The sequence below is a fragment of the Opitutus terrae PB90-1 genome, assembly GCF_000019965.1.
In the GTDB taxonomy this organism is placed as follows: Bacteria; Verrucomicrobiota; Verrucomicrobiia; order Opitutales; family Opitutaceae; genus Opitutus; species Opitutus terrae.
On the sequence record NC_010571.1, the window covers coordinates 5,485,033 to 5,508,646 of the forward strand.

The following is a 23,614-nucleotide window of genomic DNA, read 5'->3' on the forward strand; positions in this document are numbered from 1 at the left end:
ACACATCCAGCACTAAATCAACGCATCCGGAAAGCTAGCTTTATGCGCGGCGTCAACCAACCGGCCGGCGCTGCGCGGCGGCCGGCGGCTACGCAGCCCCTGGGCGCGCGGGCGTACCGCCCGCATCGGTGGATGTCCGGCCGAAGGCGGAGCCCGGCGTTCCCGCCGGGCTGGAGTGTCGTAACGTCGTAGCCGCAAGAAAGTCTTACGGCTTCCGCGGCGCGATCACGGGCCCACCACAATCAGGTCCGTGATGTCGACGCCGTCCTGTTCGAGCACGGCTTGGTTGGTCTGCGCCGGCAGAACGTGATCGTGCGAGGTTCGCCCTTCGGTGAAACGGATTTGCGTGATGCCGTCCACCTTCACGGTCTGGCCATTCGGCTGATGCAGGTTGCCGCCGGCGACGCGCACCTCGGCGATCGCGCCAAAGACCAAGACCGGACTCGCCGAGTCGAACGCGCTCACGTCGCCGATGTTCACCGGTCCGGCGAATTCCACGCCAGGAGCGTAGATGCCCGTGAACCCTTGGCTCGCGAAGTAGTGCACGTTGCCCGTGCGAACGCTGCCAAACTCGCCATTCGCACTCTGAATCGCGATGAACGCAATGTCCGCCACTCCATCGTAGGTCACGTCACTGCGGAACAGCGCCTGATTCACGGCCGTGACCGACCCGACGCTGAACACGCACACGTTGCTGGTTTCGTTCGCCCCCGTGATCACGATCGCGGCGTGGCCGCGCACATAATCGACTCCGGGCTGGATGTAGTTCACCGGCGCGGCCGGAATGGTCGCGCCATTGACCAGGAGCGAAAGCGTGCCCGCGCCGGAGAACTCCACCTGCACGATATCGTCGCTCAGATCGATGAACGAGGTCCGCGTGATCTGATTCGGATTGGTTGTAACGGTCGCACTCGGGCCTTCGAGCAGCACCTGATCGTAGGTGTTTCCGTTCGGATGCTGCACGTCGGTGAGGACTTCCTCCGCCAGGCCTTCGACTTTGTCCGTCGTGGTGAGGCCAACGATCACCGGATCGCTCGTGGTCACCGTACCGTCCGGCGCGCTGACCGTATAAGTGTAAAGTCCGACGTTCGCCGATTGAACATTGGTGAGGGTCAACGTCGAACCAGTGGCTCCGCCGAGATTCGAGCCGTTGCACTGCCACTGGTAGGAACAACCGGAGCCGCTCGGGCCGACCGACAAGCTCGCGGTGCCTCCGCTCGTCGGTGGCACGATCGGCGGCGGCGGCGCGGCTTCCACCGTGAAGCTGCGCTCGACCGGCGGGGCGGCTTCGTAATCGCTGTTGCCCGGCTGCGTCGCGCGAATCGTGACGGTGCCCGGAGCCCCGGTGAGCGTTACTGTGGTGCCGCTGAGCGTCGCCGGCCCGGACGCAATCGCGAACCTCACCGTCAGCCCTGAACTCGCGCTCGCACTCAGCGTGAACGGTCCGTCGGTCGTGAGCTTGTCGGCGGGCGCCGCGAAAGTGATCGTTTGCGAATCCTTGCTCGGCGGTGGTGGCGGCTCCGGCTCGTTTTCGACCGTCAACGTGCCATTGACGTAGCTGAACGTGTAGTTGCCCGAAACCCCACCCGCCGGCGTGATCGGGTACGTGCCCGCCGGAGACGCCACGGTCGCCGTCGTCGTCGCCGTGGGCGCCGTCGTCAGTGACGCAGCCGTGTCGCCGTTGCGGAAACCGGCGTAGCTCACGGTGAAGGTGGGATTCGCGTTGCCCACATAGCGGTTCGCGTTGTTTGCCGTCACCGACAGGGGCGCCTTCGCCATTGTCAGGACCAGCGTCGATCCCGGTCCGGTGCCGTTGCCGTTCGTACCTTGGAGCACGACGTTGAACGTGCCCGCCTGCGTCGGCGTGCCAGAGATCTCCCCCGTCGCCGCGTTCAGGCTCAGGCCGCTCGGCAGCCCCGTCGCCGAGAAACTCGTTGGACTCTCGCTCGCCGTGATCGTGTAGCCCGCGAACGCAGCCGCGTACGTTCCGCTGGCGGATAGCGTCGCATTGGTGATCACCGGCGTCGGCGGCGCGGCCTCTTTGATCAACAGCGAGTCGTAGGCCCCGATCTTGGGGAGTGCCGGCGTGGTCAGGTCGCTGAAGCTGAATCCGCCGACGAGATAGAGATCGTTCATCGCGTCGACCGCGATGCCTTTGATGTCCACCTCAGCGCCCGCGCCGCCATAGTTTTTTGCGGATAGTACGTCGCCGCTCGCGCTGAGCTTGATCAGCAGTGTGTCCTGCGCCCCGATCGGCGTCAGTGCAGGCGTGGTAAGGTTGGCGCCTCCGAAAAACCCGCCCGCGTAGACGTTGCCGGTCGCATCCGTTCCGAGCGCCCAATCCTCGGCGGTCGCACCGACGCCGCCGAAACTTTTGGCCCACACGGTCCCGCCGTCCGTCGGATCGAGTTTCATCACCAGGGCGTCACTGTCTCCATTCCGGATGACCACCGGCACTGTCAGGTCCGCGCCGGCGGCATATCCGCCGACATACACGCCGTCACCGGTCACCGCAACGGCTTCCATTCCGGCCACCGCACCGGCACCGCCATAATCTTTCGCCCACGCGAATGTCCCGTCGCCGGAGAGTTTCACCACCAACGCGTCATAGACACCGAGCTTGGCGATCGCCGGGGTCGTCAGATCCGCACCCGTGAAATATCCGCCCAGATAAACGTTGCCGGCTGCATCCACGCCCAGCCCGTTGAAATTTGTCGTGGCGCCCGCTCCGCCACAATTTCTGCCCCACTGCACTGCGCCATCGGCCGCAGCGAGCTTCAGCACCAACGCGTCCTCAGTCGTGGTGCCGATGGGTGAGAGCGTCACGCCCGCCGCCAGCGTCAACGCGGCCGAGGACGCACAACCGGCCAGGTAGACGTCGCCGGCCGGATCCACCGCCAGCGCATAACCGAGCGCCCTCGCGCCCGCGCCACCGTAGTTTTGCGCCCACAGCACGTCGCCGTCCGCCGCATCGAGCTTCATCACGAAGGCATCGGTCGCCCCGACTTTTGTCAGCGCCGGAGTCGTCCAGCTCGCCGTGAAATACCCGCCCACATACACGTGGCCGCTCGCATCCACCGCGATGCCTCGAGCGTAGGCGTTGCCGCCCGCGCCGCCGCAATTCTTCGCCCAAAGCACCGAGCCTTGGGGCGTGAGTTTCGCCACAAACGCGTCCCGCGTGCCAATCCGGGTCAGCGTGGTCTGCCCCACCTCGAGCGTGGCACCATAGAAATACCCCGCGACGTAAAGATTGCCCGCCGCGTCCGCGGTGGTTTTCGTGATGTAGGTTTGATCGCCCGCCGACGAGCCAAAGCCCATTGACCAGCTTCGGGTCGGAGTGACCGTCGCAGACGATGCCGAGGCTGCGCTGACGCCAACCCCGTTCGTGGCGGTGACCTTGAACGTGTAGGAGGTGTCGTTTGTCAGCCCCGTAATCGTGAGCGCCACGCCTGCACCGCTCACGGTCACCCCATCGGGGCTGGACGTCACCGTGTAGCTCGTGATCGCCGATCCGCCGTTACTCGCCGGCGCCGTGAATCGCACCAATGCCCGCCCGTCGCCGGCCTGTACAGCGGTCACCGTCGGCGCCAGCGGCACCGTGGCGACACGTACGCCGGTGGTGACCGGCGGTGTGAAAGTGAGCGTGGCCGCAGTGGTCGCCGCATCGACGATCGTGCCACCGTTGAGTTGTAGCGGCGAAACGACAGTCAGGCCGCCGGCCGCGCCATCGCCGGACTGTACGGTGTAACGGAATACGAGCGCGGTGGTGCCGTCACCGGAGACGTAGGTTGCATAGCGCGTCACACCGCCCATCGTCAGCGCCAGCTGCGGCGTGCCGGTGACGGTGACCGCCGCGCTAAAGTTGACCGTGAAATCCAACTCCTGGCCTGCGCCGTAGGTGGCGTCCGCCGGCGCGACGACGCTATCGATCGTGAGCGGGAGGATGTAGGTGAACTGGTCAGCGGCGGAGACGGCACTGGCGCCTCCTATCGTCGTGACGGTGACGTCGACCGTGCCGACGGAACCGGCGGGCGCCGTGGCAGTGATCTGCGTGGCGCTGTTCACCGTAAAGCCGGTCGCGGCCGTCGAGCCGAACATCACCGCGCTGGCGCCGCTGAAGTTTGTGCCGGTGATGACAACCGACGCTCCTCCGGTGGTGAGCCCGCGACTCGGCGATACGGCCGTGATCGTGGGCGGCGGCACGGTGGCCAATGCGAGACTATAAACGGCATCGCAGGTGGTTCCAAGCGCCTGGAACATCAGGCCGCCGGCGCTCACCGTCACCGGCACCGTGCGGTTGGTGGTGGAGTTGTCGCCCAACTGTCCCTGACTGTTGAAGCCCCAGGTGCAAAGGGCTCCATCGCTGGCGAGCGCGAGGCTGTGACTGACGCCGGCACCGACGGCAACGATGGTCTTCCCCGGCAGGGCGCCATATGAATTCACCGCGATCGGCACGGTGCTTTTCTCTCCCGCTCCGCTGGAGTTGTTGCCGAGTTGGCCATTATAGTTGTAGCCCCACGTGCAGACCGTACCGTCGCTGGCCAGCGCGAGGTTGTGGTAGCCGCCAGCGGCCACGGCAACGATCGTCTTACCCGCGAGCGCGCTGCCCCCAGTGACGCTCACCGGCGCCGGCTTCAAGTGCGCGATGGTATCGCCCATCTGACCATTGGTATTGTCGCCCCACGCATAGACGGTGCCATCGCTGGCCTGCGCCAGGCTGTGCCGGTCGCCACCGGCGACGTCGGCGACGGACTTGCCGGCGAGTTCGGTCAAATCGACTGGCACCGGCACCGAGCTGTCGGTGAGAGATCCGTCGCCCAACTGAGCGTAGTAGTTGTCCCCCCAAGCGTAGACGGTGCCATCGCTGGCGACCGCCAGGCTGTGATTTCTGCCGGCGGCGATGGCAACCACTGTCTTGCCGGTGAGCACGCCGGTGCGGTCCACCGCCATGGGTACCTTGCTGTCCGTCGTGGAGCCATCGCCCAATTGGCCTTCGGAGTTGTCGCCCCACGCGTAAACGATGCCATCGCTCGCCAGCGCCAAACTGTGTTCGTAGCCCGTGGCGATCGCGATGATCGTCTTGCCGGCGAGCACGCCGGTCATGTCCACCGCGACCGGCACTTTGCTGATATCCGTGCTCAACCCACCGGAGCCATTGCCCAACTGCCCATTGGCGTTGTAGCCCCAGGCGTAAACGGTCCCATCGCTCGCCAGCGCCAGGCTGTGCCGATAGCTGGTGGCGAGGGCGACAAGGGTTTTGCCCGCGAGCACGCCGGATCGGTCCGCCGCGACCGGCACCACGCTCTTGTTACCCATGGAGCCGCCGGTGCCATTACCCAACTGCCCCTTGGAGTTGTCCCCCCACGCGTAGGACACCGTGCCCGGAGGCACTCGCAGGTACCTCTGACCGCCGGCGAAGGCGCCCGCGACGACTGGAGTGAGTCCCGAACCATCGCTGAAATCGAGCCGCAGTGTGCCGACCCCGCCGATCGTGTCGACCGTCACCGTATAATTCATACCACTGCCGGCAACGCTCGCGATCACACCAGTCGCGGTGCCGGTGGTGCCGAGGGTAAACGCGCCGGTCGTCACGCCGGTGACGTCCTCGTCGAAGGTGACGCGAAACGTCGCGCTCGTTGCGGTGATCGCCGGACCGGGATCCTGCCGCGCGATCGAGGTGACCTTCGCCGCCCACGCGCTTGGGCCGGCCAGAACCAAACAAACCACGAAGAGACGGAGCACCGATCCGAGGGGCGACAGCTGGTTTTTCATAACAGGACAACACACGGTTCTCGGCGGCGTTGTGCTGCGCCGAGGGGGGGGATCACAGCCAAGGCCTCTCGCCGAACGCGCTAAAGCGCGCTGATCCTGAGAAGCGCGTAGGAATTCTCCTACAAGTCGCGCGCTTGTAGGAAACTTCGTGGCCGCTTTGCGATGGACGCCGGCCGGTCACGGAGTGTAACTGGCACACCTCTGGCCCATGTCCGGCTGGCCTGTCATCTCGGTCGTACTTCTTGGCATCGCGTGCGTGTACGTCGTCGTCGCGTGCTACACGTGGCGTCGTCGCTCGGTGCCGGGGCTCGCGGCCTACACCGGCATCATCGCCGCCGGCAGTCTGTACCTCGGCGGATACGCCTGCGAACTCGCGCCCGCATGCGCCGCGTACGTCGCTTGGTGCGAGAACGTGACGTTCCTCGGCGCGCTCCTGTTTCCGCCGCTGATCATGTGCGTGTTTGCCGACTTCACCGGACACGAGCGCTGGCTGCCCCGTTGGCTGCGCTTCGCGCTGTTCGGTTTCGCTGCGCTCGACATCATGAGCAAGCTGACGGACCACTGGCACGGGCTGACGCATCGCACCATCACGCTCGAGCCGCGCGGCAGCTGGAACAGCTTCTCCATCACCCCGGGTCCCTTGTACTGGGTGACCAACGGCTATGTGCTCACGGCGATGGTGTTCGCGCTGTTCGCGGTCGCGCACACCTGGCCGCACGCGAACCGTATTTTCCGACGGCAGCTCGCCGCGGTCACGGTTTCCATCATGATACCGGCGTCCGCCCACCTCTGGCGGCTGTCGGGCTACAGCCCGTGGGGATCGCTGGATCTCGTGCCGTTCGCGATTCCACCCGGCATGCTGATCCTCGCCTGGACCGTCTGGCACGATCGCTTCGCCGGCCACACCCCCATCGCGCGCAACCGCGTGCTCGCGATGATGCGCGACGCCATCGTGGTCGCGGACCCCGCGCATCGCGTCGCCGATCTCAATCCGGCGGCGGCGCAATTGCTGCGCGTGTACGAGCTCGATGCGGTCGGGCAACCGCTGGCGCAGGTGCTCGCCCGCTGGCCGGACCTCCTCGAACTCACCCGCCTCGACGAGAACCGGCGACTTGAGATCGCGGCACCTCCGCCCGCCGAGACGGTTTGGGATGCCGACTGGCGCCGGTTGACGGAAGACGGGCGGCATCGCGGCTTTCTGCTCAATTTGCGCGACGTCACCGAACGCAGGCGCGCCGAACAGCAACTCCATCAGCTGCTGACGAGTCGCACGCGCGAGTTGCGCGAAGCGACCGCGCGGGCGCTGAGCGCGGGCGCCGAGGAACAGGATCGCATCGGCCAGGAATTGCACGACACCGTCTGCCCGGAACTGATCGGAATCGTGCGGCAGGCGGAACTGCTCGCGCTCCAGGGTACGACCGACGAGGCGGTGAACCAGCGGTTGCGCGATCTGGCCGCACTCGCGGGCAACGCATCGCGTCGGGTCCGCGATCTCTCCCACCTGCTGGCGCGACCCGACGTCGCCCACACACAGTTCGAAGACCTGCTTTACGCCCAGCTGCACCAACTCGAACAGACGCTCGGGCTCACCTGCGAGTTGGCGATCGATCACGAGTTCCCGGCGCCAACTCCGGAGGCGAGCGGTCATCTTCTGCGGATCATACGTGAAGCCGTGGTCAATGCCGCCCGGCACGCCGGCGCCCGACGCGTCTGGGTCGATTGTGTGCAGCAGGGTGGCTGCGTCACGATCAGCGTTTCCAACGATGGCCGACCGCTGTCCGACGGTGTCGTCTCCTCGGACGGCCTGGGATTCCGCCAGATGCGGATGCGAGCCGAGCTCCTCGACGCGACGCTCGTGCTGCGAGCGACCGCAACCGGCGCCGTGATGGAATTGAGTTTTGCCGCAGTGCCGGCGGCATCGTCCACCGCCACTCCCGTTGCCACGTGACCTCGGCCCTGACCGTTCTCGTCATCGATGACCACCCCGCCACGCGCGAGGGTTTGCGGGCCGCGATCGACGCGCAGCGCGACCTGCGCGTCGTGGGCGAAGCCGCTACGTGGCAGGAGGCACGTCGCCTCGCCGCCGAGCTGCGGCCGGACGTGATGGTGCTCGACCTGAACCTCCCGGACGGCAACGGGTGGACGCTCGTCGAGCAACTCAAGGCGGCGGATGCGCTGCCTCCCACGCTGGTGTTGTCCGTATGCGACGAACAACTGTACGCGCGCCGGCTGCTCCGCGCCGGGGCCGGCGGTTACCTGATGAAGGACGAACCGATGGAAACCATCCTGCGCGCGATCCGTGAAGTCCGCGAAGGCCGGATCATCGCGAGTGCCACGATTACGAACTCCCTTTTGTCCGAGGCGCTCGGCATGCGCGAGGACGAGCCGCCGGCCGAGGCGCACGACGGCAACCTGGCGGAGCTGAGTGATCGCGAGCTGCAGATTTTCGCGCTGCTCGGTCGCGGACTACGCAACAAGGAAATCGCGGCGCGGCTGCGGCTCAGCGAGAAAACGGTCGCGACCTACAAGGTCCGGCTGATGTCAAAACTCGGCGTGCGCACCACGCCGGCCTTGATCGAGCACTACCGTCGCTGGAACACCGCCGGAGAAAACGGCGCCGCGTCCCGCGCCGTGGAGCCAGGCCTCAAGCCCGAGTCCGACGCCGAGTCCGCAGCGCCGCGGTGATCGACGGCGCGGGCCGTCGCGGAAACCGGAAACGTGGCTCGATCGCGACGAAAGCCTCACGGCTTCCGCTCCACAATGAACCGGGCGCGCGGGTGACTTGCCCGCGCAGGTGGAGAGCCTGCCATCCCGCGGGCTGGGTCGAAGATGAAAGTGCTGAAGCCCGCCGGAGACGGCGGGTTCCACGCTCACGAAGCCTCACGGCCCCCGCTACGGATTCACCACAATCTGGCTGGTCACGTTGGTGCCGTCTTCGATCAGCACGCCCTGGTTCTGCTGGGCGGGCAACGTCACGCCCTGCGAGGTCGTGCCGTCCACCATCCTCACCTGCGTGATCCCGCTTACCATCACCGACGCGCCGTTGTCCTGCGCCAGGTTGCCGCCGGTGATGCGCACCTCGTCGATCGCGCCGAAGACGAGCACCGGCGTCGCCGAGTCGAACGCGCTCACGTCGCCGATGTTCACCGGCCCGGCGAACGTCACGCCGGGCGCATATACGCCGGTGAAGCCCTGGCTCGCATAGTAATGCGCGTTGCCCGTGCGAATGCCGCCGAACTTCCCGTTCGTGCTCTGGATCGCGACGAACGCAATGTCCGCCACGCCGTCGTAAACCACGCCTTCCTTGAACAGCGTCTGGTTCACCGCCGTGATCGGACCCACGCTGAAGATCGAGAGGTTCGACGTCTCGTTCGCGCCCGTGATCACCAGGCCCACGTGACCGCGCACGTAATCCACGTCCGCTTGGTTGTAGTTGAGCGCCGGCGCCGGCTGCGACGCGTCGTCCATCACCACCGACAGCGTGCCCGCGCCGCTGAACTCCACCTGCACGATGTCGTTGGTCAGGTCCAGGAACGACACCCGCGTCACCTTGTTCGTGTTCGCCGTGATCGACGCGCCGGTACCGCCCAGCAGCACTTGATCGTAAACGTTGCCGTTGGGGTGCACGATGTTGGCGCCCACGAGGTCGCCGCTGCCGATGACTTTCTCGTCCGTCGTCAGGCCCACGATCACCGGCTCGCTCGAGGCGAGGCCGCCGCCGGGCGCCGTCGCCGTGTAGGTGTAGAGCCCAGCCACGGGCGGCTGCACGTCGGGCAGCGTTAACGTCAGGCCCGTGGCGTTGACCAAATCGGTGCCGTTGCGCTCCCAGTGCCCCCCCGAAGTGAGGCCGCTGTTCACTGCCGAGATCTGGGTGGTGCCGCCAGCGGGTGGAACCGGCGGGACGACCACGGCAGGCGCGATGACCAGCGTGCCGGTGCCGCTGCCGGTGTAACTGGCGGAGTCGATCGTGGCGACCACCGTGTAGCTGCCCGCGGCCGTGGGCGCCGTGGCGCTGCCGTCATAGGTGACCGTCACCGGCAGACCGGCGGGCGTGGTTGTGGCCGTCGCGCTTTTCGCCGTGCCGTCGTAAACGTGGTTCAATCCACCAAGCGCCAGCGTGGCGGTGGCCCGACCGATGGTGAGCGTCTCGGAGGTCGATCCCACGTAACTCAGGTCGTTGATCGTCGCAGTGACACTGTAGTTGCCGACCGCGGTGGGCGCCGTGTTCGAGCCGTCGTAGAGCACATCGACCGACAATCCGGACGGGCTGGTGCTCACCGAGACCGCTCGCGGCGTGCCGGTGTAGGTCTGCGTCAGCGAGCCGAGTGTCACCGTCGCGCTACCCTTCCCGATCGTCAGCACCAGCGTCGACGCCGGCCCGGTGCCGCTCGCATTGGTCGCCGTCAGTGCAACGTTGCTGGTGCCGGCGGCATTCGGCGTGCCCGTGATCGCACCCGTCGTGGTGTTCACGCTCAATCCACCAGGCAAGCCCGTGGCCGCATAACTCGTCGGCGTGTTCGTCGCCGTGACTGTGTAGCTGAACGGCGTCCCCACAGTTCCGCTGGCCGTCAGCGAACTGGTGATCGTCGGCACACTCGTCGCGCCGAGCGCGATCTGGAGCACACCCGACGTGCTAAACCCAGTCTGGAAACGCAGCACGTAGTCGGGATTCGTCAGCCAGCTGCCCGTCCCGCCCGCCGTGACAGCGGAGAGGGCAACCGTATAGGCTGAGACGGTTTCCTCGAACACGATCCAGTAGGTCGTGCTCGCAGCCAGCGTCACGCTGCCCGTCCACACGTTCAGACCGGGCGCCGTCAGGGTGCCGGGGTTGGTCAGGGCTGTTCCCACCGCGGTGCCCGGAGCGCCCGCGTTATCCGTGTAGATCTGCACCACGGGCGTGGGCGTGGCGGTGACCGTCCCCAGCCGCGCCACGACTGAGGACAGCGTCAGCGGCTGGCCCGCGGCCGTGGTGAAGCGTTGCGCCGCCTTGTGCGCCGAAGCCAGGTTGGCCCCCACGGTGCCTGTAACCGTGAGATTCAGCGATTCGAAGACACTGGTGACTCCCACAACGTAGAAGTCGCCCGCGGTGAACCCGCCGTCGGCCAGCGTGTTGCCGGCCAGGTCGGCGATCCCCGTGCCCGCGCTCTTCAAATCCAGCCGCAGCCGCCCCTGGCCGGAGACGGGGTTGACCGACACATCGTAGACGAGCGCATCCACCGGTGTGACCGATGCGATCGTGCCCGTGGCCGATTCACTCACGACGGTCAGCGCGAAATCGCTCGCGTCGACGCCGGTGACGCCTTCGGCGAAGATCACGCGCCAGGTCACGCCCGCCCCATCAGCGTGCACCGTCGCCGGCGTCCGCCGCGCGATCGTGCTCAGCGTCGGCGCCGTCTTGTCAATCGTGTAGGTCTGGCCCGCAGTGTAACCCGTGGCGATGGCGTTGCCCGGCGTGTCCGCAATACCCGTGCCCGCGTTGTTCAGGTCGAGCCGCAGCGTGCCGTTGCCGGAAACGGTGTTCACCGTGACGTCGTAGACTGTGCCGCTCACCGCGTTGACCGACGCGATCGCGCCGTCCGCTGTGCCGGTCTTGGTGAGCGTGAAGTCCGCCGTGTCCACCCCTGTGACCGGCTCGGCAAAGGTGACGCGGAAGACCACGCTTGTGGCGTTGGTGGAAGCGCCCGACGGAGTCTGCCGGTCGCTCGAGGAAACGGTGGGGGCGACGCCGTCGACGAGCACGGCCGCCGTGTCGCCAAGGCCGAGCGTCGTCGTCTGCGCGTCGTTGCCCGTGGCGTCCTTGATCGTGCCTCCATTCAGCGTGATCGACGAGGCCACCGCGATGCCGTCAGCGTCGGCGTCGCCGGCGACGACCGTGTAACGGAAGGTCAGCGTCGCCGTGCCCGTGCCCCCGCTATAGGCCGCCTGCACGCTCCCGCCGGTGGCCAGCGTGACAGCGATGTAGGGTGTGCCGCCGCCGGTGTTGACGGTAACGTTTTCAGAATAGGTGACCGTGAAGTCGAGGTTCTGCCCGGCTTTGTAGGTGCCGTTGGCCGGCACGGTCCGGCCCGTCACCGTGGGTGCCACGGCGTCAACGTTCACGCTGGCGGTGGAGCCGACACTGTTGAGCGTCAGCGTGGCATTGTTGCCCGCCGCATCCTGGATCGTGCCGCTGTTGAGGGAAAGCGCTCCGACCGTGATGCCGTCGGCGTCGAGATCGCCCGACTGCGTCTGGTAGCGGAAGACCAGCGCACTCGTGCCACTGCCCGACAGATACGTGGCGCTGCGGCTGGTCGAACCGACGGTCAGGGCAAGCGACGGCGTGCCGCCGGTGGTGTTGACGATGACGCTCTCGTCCCAGTTGACCGTGAAGTCCAGGTTCTGGCCGGCCAGATAGGTCGCATTCGCCGGCACGCCCACCGAGGTCACGGTTGATCCGGTTGCATCCAGTACATAGGCTTGGCCGAAAACGGCGCCGCTGTTGCCTGCCGTGTCGGTCACCCGAACCTTGAGCGTGTTGCTCGCCGTCAGCGTCAGGCCGGCCAGCGACCAGGTGTTTTGCCCGACCGAAGTGGTCGCACTATTCCACGTCGAGCCGTTGTCCAGCGACACCTCCACAAACTCGCCTGCGGCCATGTTCGCACTCAGCGTGCCCGAGATCGTCTGGCTGGCGGTCTTGGTGATGAAGTCGGTGCTGCTCGTCCCTGTGTCGGCCGACAACGCCGCCGTCGCGATCGTCGTCGTGGACGCCGTCGTGTCCAGCACGTAGGCCTGGCTCGCCAGCGCGCCGTCGTTGCCCGCCGCGTCGGTCACCTTGAGTTGCAGCGTGTCGCTCCCGCTCAGGGTCACCCCGTTCCATGTCAGCGTCGTGCCACTCACTTTCGCCGTGACGTTTGTCCAGGTGCTGCCGTTGTCCAGGGAACCGTAGACGATGTCCGTACCGGCCGGCGCCCCGCTCAGGGTGGCACCGATCGTCTGTGCCGCCGTCTTCGTGATGAAATCGGTCGAGCTCGTGCCTGTGTCGGCGGAAAACGTCAGCGCGCTGAACGTGATCGCGGGCGCCGTCGTATCCAGCACGTAGGCCTGGCTCGCCAGCGCACCATCGTTGCCCGCCGCGTCGGTCACCTTGAGTTGCAGCGTGTCGCTCCCGCTCAGGGTCACGCCGTTCCAGGTCAGCGTCGTGCCGCTCACTTTCGCCGTGATGTTGGTCCAGGTACTGCCGTTGTCTAGGGAACCGTAGACGATGTCCGTACCGGCCGGCGCCCCGCTCAGGGTGGCACCGATCGTCTGTGCCGCCGTCTTCGTGATGAAGTCCGTCGAGCTCGTGCCCGTGTCGGCGGAAAACGCCAGCGCGCTGAACGTGATCGTGGGCGCCGTCGTATCCAGCACGTAAGCCTGGCTCGCCAGCGCACCGTCGTTGCCCGCCGCGTCCGTCACCTTCAGCTGCAACGTGTTGCTCGCCGCGAGCGTGACGCCGTTCCATGTGAGCGTCGTGCCGCTCACTTTCGCCGTGATGTTGGCCCACGTGCTGCCGTTGTCCAGGGAGCCATACACGATGTCCGTACCGGCCGGCGCTCCACTCAAGGTCGCCGTGATCGTCTGTGCCGCCGTCTTCGTGATGAAATCGGTCGAGCTCGTGCCCGTATCGGCGGAAAACGCCAGCGCGCTGAACGTGATCGCCGGCGCCGTCGTATCGAGCACGTAGGCCTGGCTGAAGATAGTGCCGCTGTTGCCGGCCGCATCGGCGACCCGCACCTTCAGCGTGTTGCTGGCGGCGAGCGTCTGGCCGGCCAGCGACCACGTGTTCTGTCCAACCGTCGTGGTCGCGCTGCTCCAGGTCGAGCCGTCGTCCAGCGACACCTGCAGGATCTCGCCCGCGGCCATGTTTGCGCTGAGCGTGCCCGAGATCGTCTGGCTGGCAGTCTTGGTGATGAAGTCGGTGTTGCTCGTCCCCGTGTCTGCCGATAAAGCCGCCGTCGCAATTGTCGTGGTCGGCGCCGTCGTATCCAGCACGTAGGCCTGGCTGAGGACCGTCCCATTGTTGCCGACGCTATCGAGCACGCGGACCTTCAGCGTGTTGCTGGCGGTGAGCGTCTGGCCGGCCAGCGACCAGGTGTTCTGTCCGACCGTCGTGGTCGCTGTGCTCCACGTCGAGCCGTTGTCCAGCGAGACTTGCACGGACTCCCCGCTGGCGACGTTCGCACTGAGCGTGCCCGAAATTGTCTGGCTGGCAGTGTTGGTGATGAAGTCCGTGCTACTGGTGCCTGTATCCGCCGAAAACGCCGCCGTCACGATGGTCGTAGTCGGCACCTGGTTGTCCACGGTGGCATTCGTCGTATCCGCCGTCGTGGTGGCATTCCCGGCATTGTCGGTCGCCGTGACGGAGACGTTGCGGTTTGTTGCCTCAATCGCGCCCGCAGCAATCAGGTAGGTGGCCGTCCACGTGCCGGCGCTGTTCGTCGCCGCCACCGCCGCACCCCCGCCGAACTGCGTGAAATTCACGGTGACGGCGGAGATTATGTCCGCGTTGTTGTCGCCGCCAGCCGTGTTGTTCCACGTCGCCGTCACCGTGTCGCCCGCCTTGAAGGCCCCACCCGTGCCGCCGGCCCCGGAAATCGATATATTGCCGTCAGTGACCGCCGGTGGGACGTTGTCGACCGTCGCGTTGGTGGTGTCAGCGGTCGTCGTGCTGTTCCCCGCGTTGTCGGTCGCCGTGACCGAGACATTGCGGTTGGTCGCATCGATCGCACCACTGACGATCGTATAAGTCGCCGTCCATGTGCTGGCGCTGTTCGTCGCCGCCACGGCCGCGCCCCCGCCAAACTGCGTGAAGTCAACCGTGACCGACGAGATCGTGTCGGCGTTGTTGTCCCCGCCGGCCGTGTTGTTCCACGTCGCCGTCACTGTGTCGCCAGCTTTGAACGCCCCGCCCGTGCCGCTCGCGCCCGAAATCGAGATCCGCCCATCCGTCACCGTCGGCGCCTGATTGTCCACCGTGGCATTGGTCGTGTCCGCCGTCGTCGTGGCGTTGCCCGCGTTGTCGGTCGCGGTGACCGACACGTTGCGATTGGTCGTGTCGATCACGCCCGCGGCGATCGTGTAGGTCGCCGTCCATGTGCCGGCGCTGTTCGTCGCCGCCACGGCCGCGCCGCCGCCGAACTGCGTGAAGTCGACCGTCACCGCCGAAATCGTGTCCGCGTTGTTGTCGCCACCGGCCGTGTTGTTCCACGTCGCCGTCACCGTATCGCCCACCTTGAACGCCCCGCCTGTACCGCTCGCGCCCGAAATCGAGATCCGCCCATCCGTCACCGTCGGCGCCTGATTGTCCACCGTCGCGTTGGTATCGTCTGCAGTCGTGGTGCTGTTGGCGACATTGTCGATCGCGGTGACCGAGACGTTGCGGTTCGCGGAATCGATCGCGCCACCGACGATCGTATAGGTCGCCGTCCACGTGCCGGCGCTGTTGGTCGCCGCCACGGCCGCCCCGCCGCCGAATGGACTGAAGTCGACGGTTACGCCGGCAACGTCGGTGTTGTTGTCGCCGCCGGCGGTGTTGTTCCAAGTTGCTGTCACCGTGTCACCGATCTTGTAGACGCCGCCCGTGCCGCTGGCTCCCACGATGGAAATGCGACTCGCCGAAACCGTGGGAGCGGTGCTGTCAACCGTGATGGCGCCGCTCGAGGCGCCGCTGGTGCCATTCGCTCCATTTGAGCTGCCACCCGCCGCGCTGCCACCGATGCCAAGGCCACCCACATTGGTGGCTCCTGCGATACTCGTGTTGGTGCCCGAGTCCACGAGCACGGTGCCACCGTTGTTCCACAGAGCGCCGATGCCGGTGCCACCAGCGCCACCGTTGCCGCCGCCCACAGAGCCGCCGCCGCCACCACCGCCGGCCGCACCTATGTTGTGCGTAAAGGTGGTGCCACCGATGCCCAGCGTGCCGGTATTGTAGATTCCTCCGACCGCGTTGCCGCCGCGGCCGCCCGCGTACGCGTAGCCGCCACCGCCACCACCGCCACCGATGCTGATCGATCCGCTGTTGGCGGTGCCGCCGGCTCCGCCATTCGTATACCCCGCTCCGTAGCTTGCTCCCGCCCCGCCGCTCGTGGTGCCCCCCACGCCCACCAGCGTGCCGAAACCAGCGCCGTTGCCGCCTGTCCCCGCTGAACCGGCCCCGCCCGCCGTACCGTTGTTGGATCCACCCGCCCCGCCAAACGTGGTCCCGAAACCACCACCACCACCACCGGCGCCGCCACCACTACCCGCACCGCCACCACCGCCGCCGCCGCCAGCGGCCTTGTTGCCAGTTATGGTGCTGTTCGCGATCCTCAACGTGCCGGCATTGCGGATGCCCGCACCCAGTGAATCTCCACCGGCCAGACCGGCGCCATTGCCGGGAGTGTTGCCTCCAGCTCCCGTCACGAATCCATTGCTGATGGTGAGGTCGCTGATGGCTACACTGCCCGCCGTGATGTCGATGACGCGCGCCAGATTGGCTCCGCTCAGCGTGAATCCGCCGCCCACAATGGACATGGTTTGCCCATCGGTGACGTTGATGGCGATCGCGTCGGCGGCGGACGCAAAGGTGATGTTGCCGGTCAACGTGATCGTGTCGGCGACTCCGTCGGTGTTGCCGGTGGCGATGGCGGCCTTGAGCTGTGCGACCGTGCTTACGTTGCTTGTAACGAGCACATGATCGTAATTCGCAGGGGCAGCGATGGGGGTCTCGATCTCGCCGCGGGTGATCTCCAGATTCCAGTCCGCGCCCGCGCGCCCGCCGGTCAGGTTGGACGACGCGGCAACATCTGCGCCGGTGAACGCCACGAGCCGGGTGATCAGCATGGCGCCAGCCGGACCTTCACCCGTGTCGCAGCCATAAAGCAGGATATCGCCATTTTTACTTAACGCGTGCCCGAGTCGCCGCAGCTCGGCTGCGCGGCCTTCGAGATCGCCCGCCGCGTAGCGCCGGCCGTTCAGCGTCACCGCGCCGGGTTCGCCGTGGGAGATGATATGGATCGCGCCCAGGTTGCGGTAGTTCGCCGCCTCGTCGGCCATGAACCGCCAGGAGTCGATACCGACGGGCACGCACACGACCGTGGCCCCGCGCGGCGCGGCCAGCCAGAAGGCGTTCGGATCGGCGACGGCAGCATCGATGAAGAACAGTTCGCCGCGACCGGGCATCGGTGTCACCGCAAGTTCGGCCGGGTCGCCGTTGTTCGCCTCACCGAGCCAGCCGCGCGGCGCCGGCGCACCGACCCGGAACGGTGTTGTCGGCAGGCTCGCTTCGGCGCGCAGCCCCATCATCAGCGAGGAAGCGGAGAGACCGGCGCGGAAAATACGGGCTGGCGCGGCGCGGCGAGCGGAGATGGAGCGGCGTGGTTTCATTGAAGTGGAAAATGGCGTTGGGGGTGTCAGCTCGGAGAGGGTGAGGCCGGGGCTGGGGCCGCCGGCGCAGGATTCGCGTTGATCACGCTAGCAATGCTGCCCGTGCGGTTTTTCCAGAAATCGAGATTACTGTATTGCTGGAAAAGATCGGGTGGCAGGACCGTGGGGCGCGGCCGGTAGGCGACCTTGCGCTTCACTTCGTGCAGCCCGTGCATGCCGAGCCGGGCGTCGAAGCCGGGCTCCTGATAGTCGAGATTGTTGAAGTCGTGCGCGAAGACCGGCTCGCCCAGAAACTGGTAGACAAGCGGCAGCACCTTCTCCGGCGCCTGGGTCAGATGCTCGTAGTCGATGACCAGGATGTTGCGCGCCTCGGGACTGTAGAAAGCTTCCTTGAGCGCGTAGTAGGAAAAGCCCACGAAACGATCGCGGCTCGCGAGCGCCTCGAGCCGATGGTAAACGGTATCGCTCTCGTGCGGCCCGTTGAAGAGCTTGGAGGGCAGGATGGCGTTCTTGCGAACGAGCCGCTCGATGCTGTCCATGACCCAGGCGACGTTGCGAACCGTGCAGAGCACCTTGGCCTCCGGGAACAGGCGCGAGAGCAGCGGCAGCCGCGCACACCAGAGCCGGTTGGTGTCGACGATCACTTCCTGGGGATGGTCCTGATAGTAGAGCTCGAAGACCCCACGCAGCATCCGTTCGCGCTGTTTCTCGTCGATGAACTCCGCGAATTCGTTGTCCAAGCCCATCGTGCTGTGGAGCGACGTGAAGAGCGAGCCCACCGGACTCGTCATGGCCGCATGGATGCGGGGATTCTGCCGCAGGATCGCAGCGAGCAAGGTCGATCCGCTGCGCGGCAAGCCGGAGATGAAATGGTAGGTTCTGGGCACGAGTGGTGTGGGTGGGGTGGCCGCAGACGGCGGCCGAAAGGAACAGGCCCCAGGGTGGCAGCGCGCAGGACGCCACCACCCTGGGACCGAGTCAGCCGGTCAACTCCGCGACGGGAAGATGCCTTCCAGTGCGATGACGAAGTTGATCCCGATGAACGGAGGCATGATCGAGAACGGCTGGCCGCCGCCAGAGGGATTCACCGTCACGGTTCCGCCGGTGATGCCACCACCGCCGCCGCCGGTAACAGCGACGCTGATGCCAGCAAGTTCGCCGTCGAGGTTGGCGGTTGACGGGGCATAAACGAGCGCCTGGTTTGGCCCCGCTGTCGGTGCTGCCGCCAGCACATTCCCACCCGGAGTGTTCAGCGTGCCGGTAGTCGAGGTCACGCCGACCTTGACGGCGACCTGCGGCGAACTCCCCCCGCCGCCACCCGTCCCCGTGAACGTCGCGAGGTGGTTATGCATCGGCAGTTCGTTCATCGTCAACTGCACCTGCGGCGTGCCGCCGGTCTGGGCGACCTGGACCGGAGGCAACGGCGATCCCGATGTATTCGTGGCGCCCACCGGCACGCGACCACGCAGATCAGGCAGCGCGAAATTCGTCTGGCCATTGCCGCCATAGGTTGTGCCGAGCAGAGCGAACAGTGCTTGGTTCTGGGCGATGGGCAGCAACTGGCCGGCGCAATAGGCCCAGCCGCGGGGGTTGAACGTGAAGCCGACCATGCGGATTTCGCCAACAAATGGTTCTGACATGATGATTTCCTGCTGTGTGGTTATGGGTGCGGGGTGGATTTCCTGCGCTTGAACAAGCGCAAAAAACGACGGGAAGGTGTCATGCAGCAGTGCGGAACGACGGGAACGGGATCGCACAGAAACGCCGACCGTGGCGGCCGAGTCCAGAGTTTGGATTGAATTCGGCGATACGGCAAGGCACAAACCTGGCAACAGCCATTTCGTTCTTCGCCCCATGACCCTCGAAGAAATCACCCTGGCCGATTTCACGCCCCGTGTGGGCGAGAGCTTTCGCGTCCAGCTGGACCTGCCCCAGCCACTCCATCTCGAATTGCGATCCGCCACCGCCAGCAAACACCCGCCGTCACCCGGCCGGCGCCAGTCGTTCTCGCTCGTCTTCCGCGCCGGGCTCCAATGGACCTGCCAGCAGGGCATCTATCCGCTGACGCATCCCGCACTGGGTGAGCTCGGCGTCTTCCTCACGCCGATCGGCCGCGACGCCCAGGGCACGGAGTTGGAGGCGGTGTTCAACTTCGGGTGAGCCCCAGAGAAGTCGGACTCACGTTGAAACACAGAGACCCAAAGGCCCGGAGAAGACCCCCCGCCGGCGACGAACCGGAGATCACCCTGCGCCCCGCGACACCGCGGGATGAAAATTTCCTCTTCGCGCTGTTCGCCAGCACGCGCGCTGCGGAGATGGCGACGACCGGCTGGCCGGCGGCACAGCAGGAGGTTTTCCTGCGCAGCCAGTTCAACGCGAGGCGCCGGCACTACGCGCAGGTTTTTGCCGGGGCCGAGCCGGCCATCGTACAACGCGGCGGCGAGGCCATCGGTACGCTGATGGTTCAGCGCGCAGCCGACGAAATCCGCGTCGTCGACCTCGCGCTGCGGGCCGAACACCGCGGCCGCGGCATCGGCCGCCGCCTGTTGGGCGCGCTGCAGGACGAAGCGCGCGCCACGCACCGGCCACTGCGGTTGCAGGTGCTCAAGGCCGATCGCGCCGCCCAGCTCTACGCCCGCCTCGGCTTCGCCCCGACCGGCGAGAACGGCTTGTATCTGAAAATGGAGTGGCGGGCGGACTGAAGCCGCACGCGCAAAATCGCGGTTTGGCGGACCGGACGCGATTCCCCGCGGAAAACCGCGGCGCAACCGATCAGATTCATCGCGTGATCGATTGCGGGGTGAACGACTGGCTGCGCGAACGGCTGCTCGCCGACGCCGCGCGCGCGGCCTCGAGTTCGGCATAGATCCCTGCCACCCACTCCCGGGCGAGCCGGCGGATCTCCCCGGTCGCTTCGCGCTGCTTTTCGGCGCGATCGTCGCGGTACGTTTCGTTGGGCGATTTGGCGTCCATCCGCGAGGCGCGCGCCAGGCGCGCGCGTTCGTCGGCGGTCCATTCGATTCCGAAAAACCGCCCCAGGCTTTCCCCCACCGCGGCCGGCAGCTGGTTGAAGTTCACCAGCCGGCTGCGGCCGAGCGATGCGTGCGCCGCCGCCGCGCCGCAGATCCGCGCCAGCACGCGCGCGCCGTACTCGTCGGGCAACAGCGCCGGCAGTGCGGCCCCGTCGATCGCGAACAGCCGCGGGTCGAGCAGGCCCGGGACCATCTGCGAGCCGCGGCGGCGGCGGTGTGAAACCAGCACCTCGACCGGATCGCGGTAGACGAACAGCCACGGGACGTCCGGAAACGCCTCGAGGATCACCGGCAGTTCCAGCGTGTGCCAGCTGTCGAATTTGATGAAGTAGCGCGACTCCCCGCCCTGCCGTCGCTGCCCAAGCGCGGTGACCATGCCGCGCAGCCACGTGCGGCGCTGCCCGGGCGTGATCCGCGGGTCGCGCAGCGGCGACTGCAACACCTGATCGATCGGCGGCGCCTCGGACACCACCACGTTCTGCGGCAGCGCCGCCAGCATCTGCGCGATCAGCGTCGAGCCGCACCGCGACATGTGAAAGATGAAACCGGTCGGCGGCAGTCCGGGCTGCTCCCGGTCGAATTCGTCGAGCACGTCGGCCGGCGTCGTCTGCCGGAACAGCAGTCGGGCCGGATTGCGCATGGCCCGCGTCAGCGTTTGTTCGAAGAACGAATCGGAGAACGGCGCGGCCGGCAGCCGCCCCCACTCCACGTGCGGCTCGCCTTCGCGCCAGAAGAACCGCGTCGGCGTCCAGCCCAGCAGGTGCGCGAGGCTCACGGGACGTTCCTTTCGATCCAGGTGCGCCGGGCCGCCAGCAGCGCCGCCCGCACGTCGGCAGCGGAAAAAACCAAGCCTCGTTCCGCGCCCGCCGCCACGGCGAGCGTCACGAACGCGTCGGCGTCGCCGGCCGCGGCCAGCCGTTCCAGCAACTCCGCGTCATGGACGACATGCCGGTGAAACTCGGCCAACGAGGGAGGCAACGCCGACGGAGACATGGGGCGATCGAAAGCAGGAGCAGGGCAGCGCGAATGAGGATGGCGTGAATCCCGCGGTGATGTAAACGCTCGAGACGGCACGAGTCTTCGAGAAATCCGACGTTGCGCGATGGAAGCCGGCGGATTACTCGGGCAGCCTGCTTGCCAGCCATGCCCGCCGCCGCCGAACGTCTGCTCGCCTGGACCGACCGCCTGATGGATCCGACCCGGCCTCCCGGCGAACTGCGCGCCGTCGCGCTGGAGTGGTATCACTGGGGCCTCGCGCAATGCGACGTGCCGGACGAACATGACGGCCCGCCCGGCCACGCCTTTTTCGCCGGCACGCTGCTCCCCGCGGGCAGGGCCATTTCCCCCGTCGGGGCGGCGCGCTGCCTGTGGGAGCACCGCCGCACGGCGGTATTCCTGCGCGCGGTCGATGAGGCGCTGCGCTGTATGCGCGCGCGTTTTCCCGGTGAAACGCTGCACGTGCTCGAGGCCGGCTGCGGTCCGCTCGCACCGCTGGCCCTACCGTTCGCGCTACGGTATCCGAGAGATCAGGTCGTCTTCACGCTGCTCGACGTGCATCCGCTCGCCATCGAGTGCGCGCGGCGGCTGGCGGACCAGCTCGGCGTCCGCGATTCCATCCGCGCCTTCGTGGTGGCGGACGCTACGCGGGTGCGGTTCGCCGAAGCCGACCGGCCGCACCTCATCGCCTGCGAGGTGCTGCAACACGCGCTGATGAAGGAACCGCAAGTCGCGGCCACCTTGAACCTCGCGCCGCAGTTGCGGCCCGGCGGATGCTTTCTGCCCGAGTACATCGATGTGCAGGCCGGCCTCTTCGACGTCGGCGAGCACTACGCGCCGCCCGCGGCCGGCCTGACCGACGACGCCATCGCCTCGCGCGGGCTCACGCCGCTCGGCAGCGCGTTTTCGCTCGAGGCGGCGGCAGTGCACCGCCTGCACGAACGCGCGCCCGGCCGGCTGACCGGCGGCACTGTGCTGGTGCCGGCGCACCATCGCACGCGCACGCCGCTGCATCTCTTCACGCATCTCCGCGTCTTCGGCCGGCACACGCTGCGCGATTTCGAAAGCAGCCTGAACCTGCCCCAGCGCGTAAACTATCCGGCTGCGCTGGCCGAACGCGGCGGGGAGCTCGCGTTCGACTACGAGATCTCGACGCAGCCGGGATTGCGGGTGCGGACGTAGCGGACGAACCGATGGCAGCGGGCGGGCTCAGCGCACGACGCGCGCGCCGCCGCCCTTGATCTGCTTCTCGACTTCCTTGCGGGTCGCCATCGACGTGTCGCCCGGCGTCGTCGACGCCAGCGCGCCGTGGGCCGCGCCATACTCGACCGCCTTCTGTCCGTCGTTGAATTCCATGAAGCCGAATTGCAGGCCCGAGGCAAACGAGTCGCCGCCGCCGACGCGATCGAGGATCTCGAGCTCCGGATATTTCCGGCTCTCGTGGAACTTGCCGTCGTGCCACAGGATCGCCGCCCAGTCGTTCTTGGTCGCGGTGATCACGCGGCGCAGCGTCGTGGCCGCCACCTTGAAGTTCGGGAACTCCTTCACGGCTGTCTCGATCATCGCCTTGAACGCGTCGATCTCGATCTTGCTGATGTTGTGGTCGGCGCCCTTGACCTCAAAGCCCAGCGAAGCGGTGAAATCCTCCTCGTTGCCGATCATCACGTCGACGTACTTGGCGATCTCACGGTTGACCTCCTGCGCCTTCTTCAACCCGCCGATCGTCTTCCAGAGCGAAGGGCGATAGTTGAGATCATAGCTGACGATCGTGCCGTGCTTCTTCGCGGCTTTCACCGCTTCGACGGTCAATTCCGCGGTGGTCGCGGACAGCGCGGCGAAGATGCCGCCGGTGTGAAACCAGCGCGCACCGAGCTTGCCGAAAATGTGATCCCAGTCGAAGTCGCCGGGCTTGAGCTGCGACGCGGCGGTGTTGCCGCGGTCGGGATTGCCCACCGCACCGCGAATGCCGAAGCCGCGCTCGGTGAAGTTCAGCCCGTTGCGCACGGTGCGCCCGATGCCATCGTCCTCGCGCCACTTGATGAAATCGGTCGCGACGCCGCCTTGGAGGATGAAGTCCTCGACCAGATGGCCGACTTCGTTGTCGACGAAGGCGGTGCACACGGCGGTTTTGTAGCCGAAGCATTTCCGGAGGCCGCGCGAGGTGTTGTACTCGCCGCCGCCTTCCCAGACTTTGAACTCGCGGGCCGTGCGGATACGGCCCTCGCCGGGGTCGAGGCGAAGCATGACTTCGCCGAGCGAAACTTGGTCAAAGGCGCACGAAGCGCGGGGTTTGATGGGGAGTGCCATGGGAGGAGGAGTTGAGAGATGAGGGTTGAGAGTTGAGAGTCTGAAGAGTCGCCCGCGAATCACGCGAATGGGCGCGAATCACGGAAGAACGGCCACGACACGGTTCGCATGAAATGCGCGTCGCT

At 66.7% G+C, this 23,614-nt stretch carries 12 protein-coding genes; 5 read left to right on the forward strand and 7 right to left on the reverse strand.

Annotated elements, in window-relative coordinates:
- Positions 1–225: 225 nt before the first annotated feature.
- On the reverse strand, positions 226–5,772 hold the full coding sequence (locus tag OTER_RS24615; protein WP_012377049.1) for an RCC1 domain-containing protein: 5,547 nt from the start codon (positions 5,770–5,772) through the stop codon (positions 226–228).
- 208 nt (positions 5,773–5,980) lie between these two features.
- On the opposite strand from OTER_RS24615, the gene OTER_RS21450 reads away from it, so the two are divergent.
- Positions 5,981–7,720, forward strand: a complete 1,740-nt coding sequence (locus tag OTER_RS21450; protein ID WP_012377050.1) for a histidine kinase N-terminal 7TM domain-containing protein — start codon at positions 5,981–5,983, stop codon at positions 7,718–7,720.
- Entirely contained in the window at positions 7,717–8,457 is a 741-nt protein-coding gene (locus OTER_RS21455) for a response regulator (protein WP_012377051.1), read from the forward strand. The genes OTER_RS21450 and OTER_RS21455 overlap by 4 nt, the downstream gene beginning before the upstream one ends.
- Before the next feature lie 207 nt (positions 8,458–8,664).
- On the opposite strand, the gene OTER_RS26315 is transcribed toward OTER_RS21455, so the two are convergent.
- From OTER_RS26315 to OTER_RS21485, 3 genes are all read right to left on the reverse strand, one after another.
- The gene (locus OTER_RS26315; protein WP_052300453.1) at positions 8,665–17,154 is read right to left on the reverse strand and encodes an MBG domain-containing protein; all 8,490 of its coding nucleotides are present in this window, start codon (positions 17,152–17,154) and stop codon (positions 8,665–8,667) included.
- 26 nt (positions 17,155–17,180) lie between these two features.
- Positions 17,181–18,041 carry a sulfotransferase family protein gene (locus OTER_RS21480; protein WP_012377053.1) on the reverse strand — a complete coding sequence of 287 codons (861 nt, stop codon included), beginning with the start codon at positions 18,039–18,041 and terminating at the stop codon, positions 17,181–17,183.
- Positions 18,042–18,140: 99 nt separating this feature from the next.
- A complete protein-coding gene (locus OTER_RS21485) occupies positions 18,141–18,911 on the reverse strand; it encodes a phage tail protein (protein WP_237702403.1) in 771 nt (256 codons plus the stop codon).
- A 97-nt stretch (positions 18,912–19,008) separates the two neighbouring features.
- Between OTER_RS21485 and OTER_RS21490 the strand changes: the two genes are divergently transcribed.
- On the forward strand, positions 19,009–19,314 hold the full coding sequence (locus tag OTER_RS21490) for a DUF6916 family protein (RefSeq protein ID WP_012377055.1): 306 nt from the start codon (positions 19,009–19,011) through the stop codon (positions 19,312–19,314).
- Positions 19,311–19,856 (forward strand): GNAT family N-acetyltransferase, encoded by a 546-nt coding sequence (locus tag OTER_RS21495; RefSeq protein WP_012377056.1) that lies wholly within the window; start codon positions 19,311–19,313, stop codon positions 19,854–19,856. Before OTER_RS21490 ends, OTER_RS21495 begins: the two co-directional genes overlap by 4 nt.
- A 76-nt stretch (positions 19,857–19,932) precedes the next feature.
- Here the strand turns inward: OTER_RS21495 and OTER_RS21500 are convergent, their stop codons facing one another.
- Positions 19,933–20,961, reverse strand: coding sequence for a sulfotransferase (locus OTER_RS21500; RefSeq protein ID WP_012377057.1), 1,029 nt, complete (start codon positions 20,959–20,961; stop codon positions 19,933–19,935).
- The gene (locus OTER_RS21505; protein ID WP_012377058.1) at positions 20,958–21,179 is read right to left on the reverse strand and encodes a Nif11 family protein; all 222 of its coding nucleotides are present in this window, start codon (positions 21,177–21,179) and stop codon (positions 20,958–20,960) included. Before OTER_RS21505 ends, OTER_RS21500 begins: the two co-directional genes overlap by 4 nt.
- Positions 21,180–21,329: 150 nt before the next feature.
- Here OTER_RS21505 and OTER_RS21510 point away from each other — a divergent pair, with 150 nt between their 5' ends.
- Positions 21,330–22,364 carry a methyltransferase domain-containing protein gene (locus tag OTER_RS21510; RefSeq protein WP_012377059.1) on the forward strand — a complete coding sequence of 345 codons (1,035 nt, stop codon included), beginning with the start codon at positions 21,330–21,332 and terminating at the stop codon, positions 22,362–22,364.
- 27 nt (positions 22,365–22,391) lie between these two features.
- Here OTER_RS21510 and OTER_RS21515 read toward each other — a convergent pair whose 3' ends face one another.
- A complete protein-coding gene (locus OTER_RS21515) occupies positions 22,392–23,489 on the reverse strand; it encodes a sugar kinase (RefSeq protein ID WP_012377060.1) in 1,098 nt (365 codons plus the stop codon).
- Positions 23,490–23,614 lie beyond the last annotated feature (125 nt).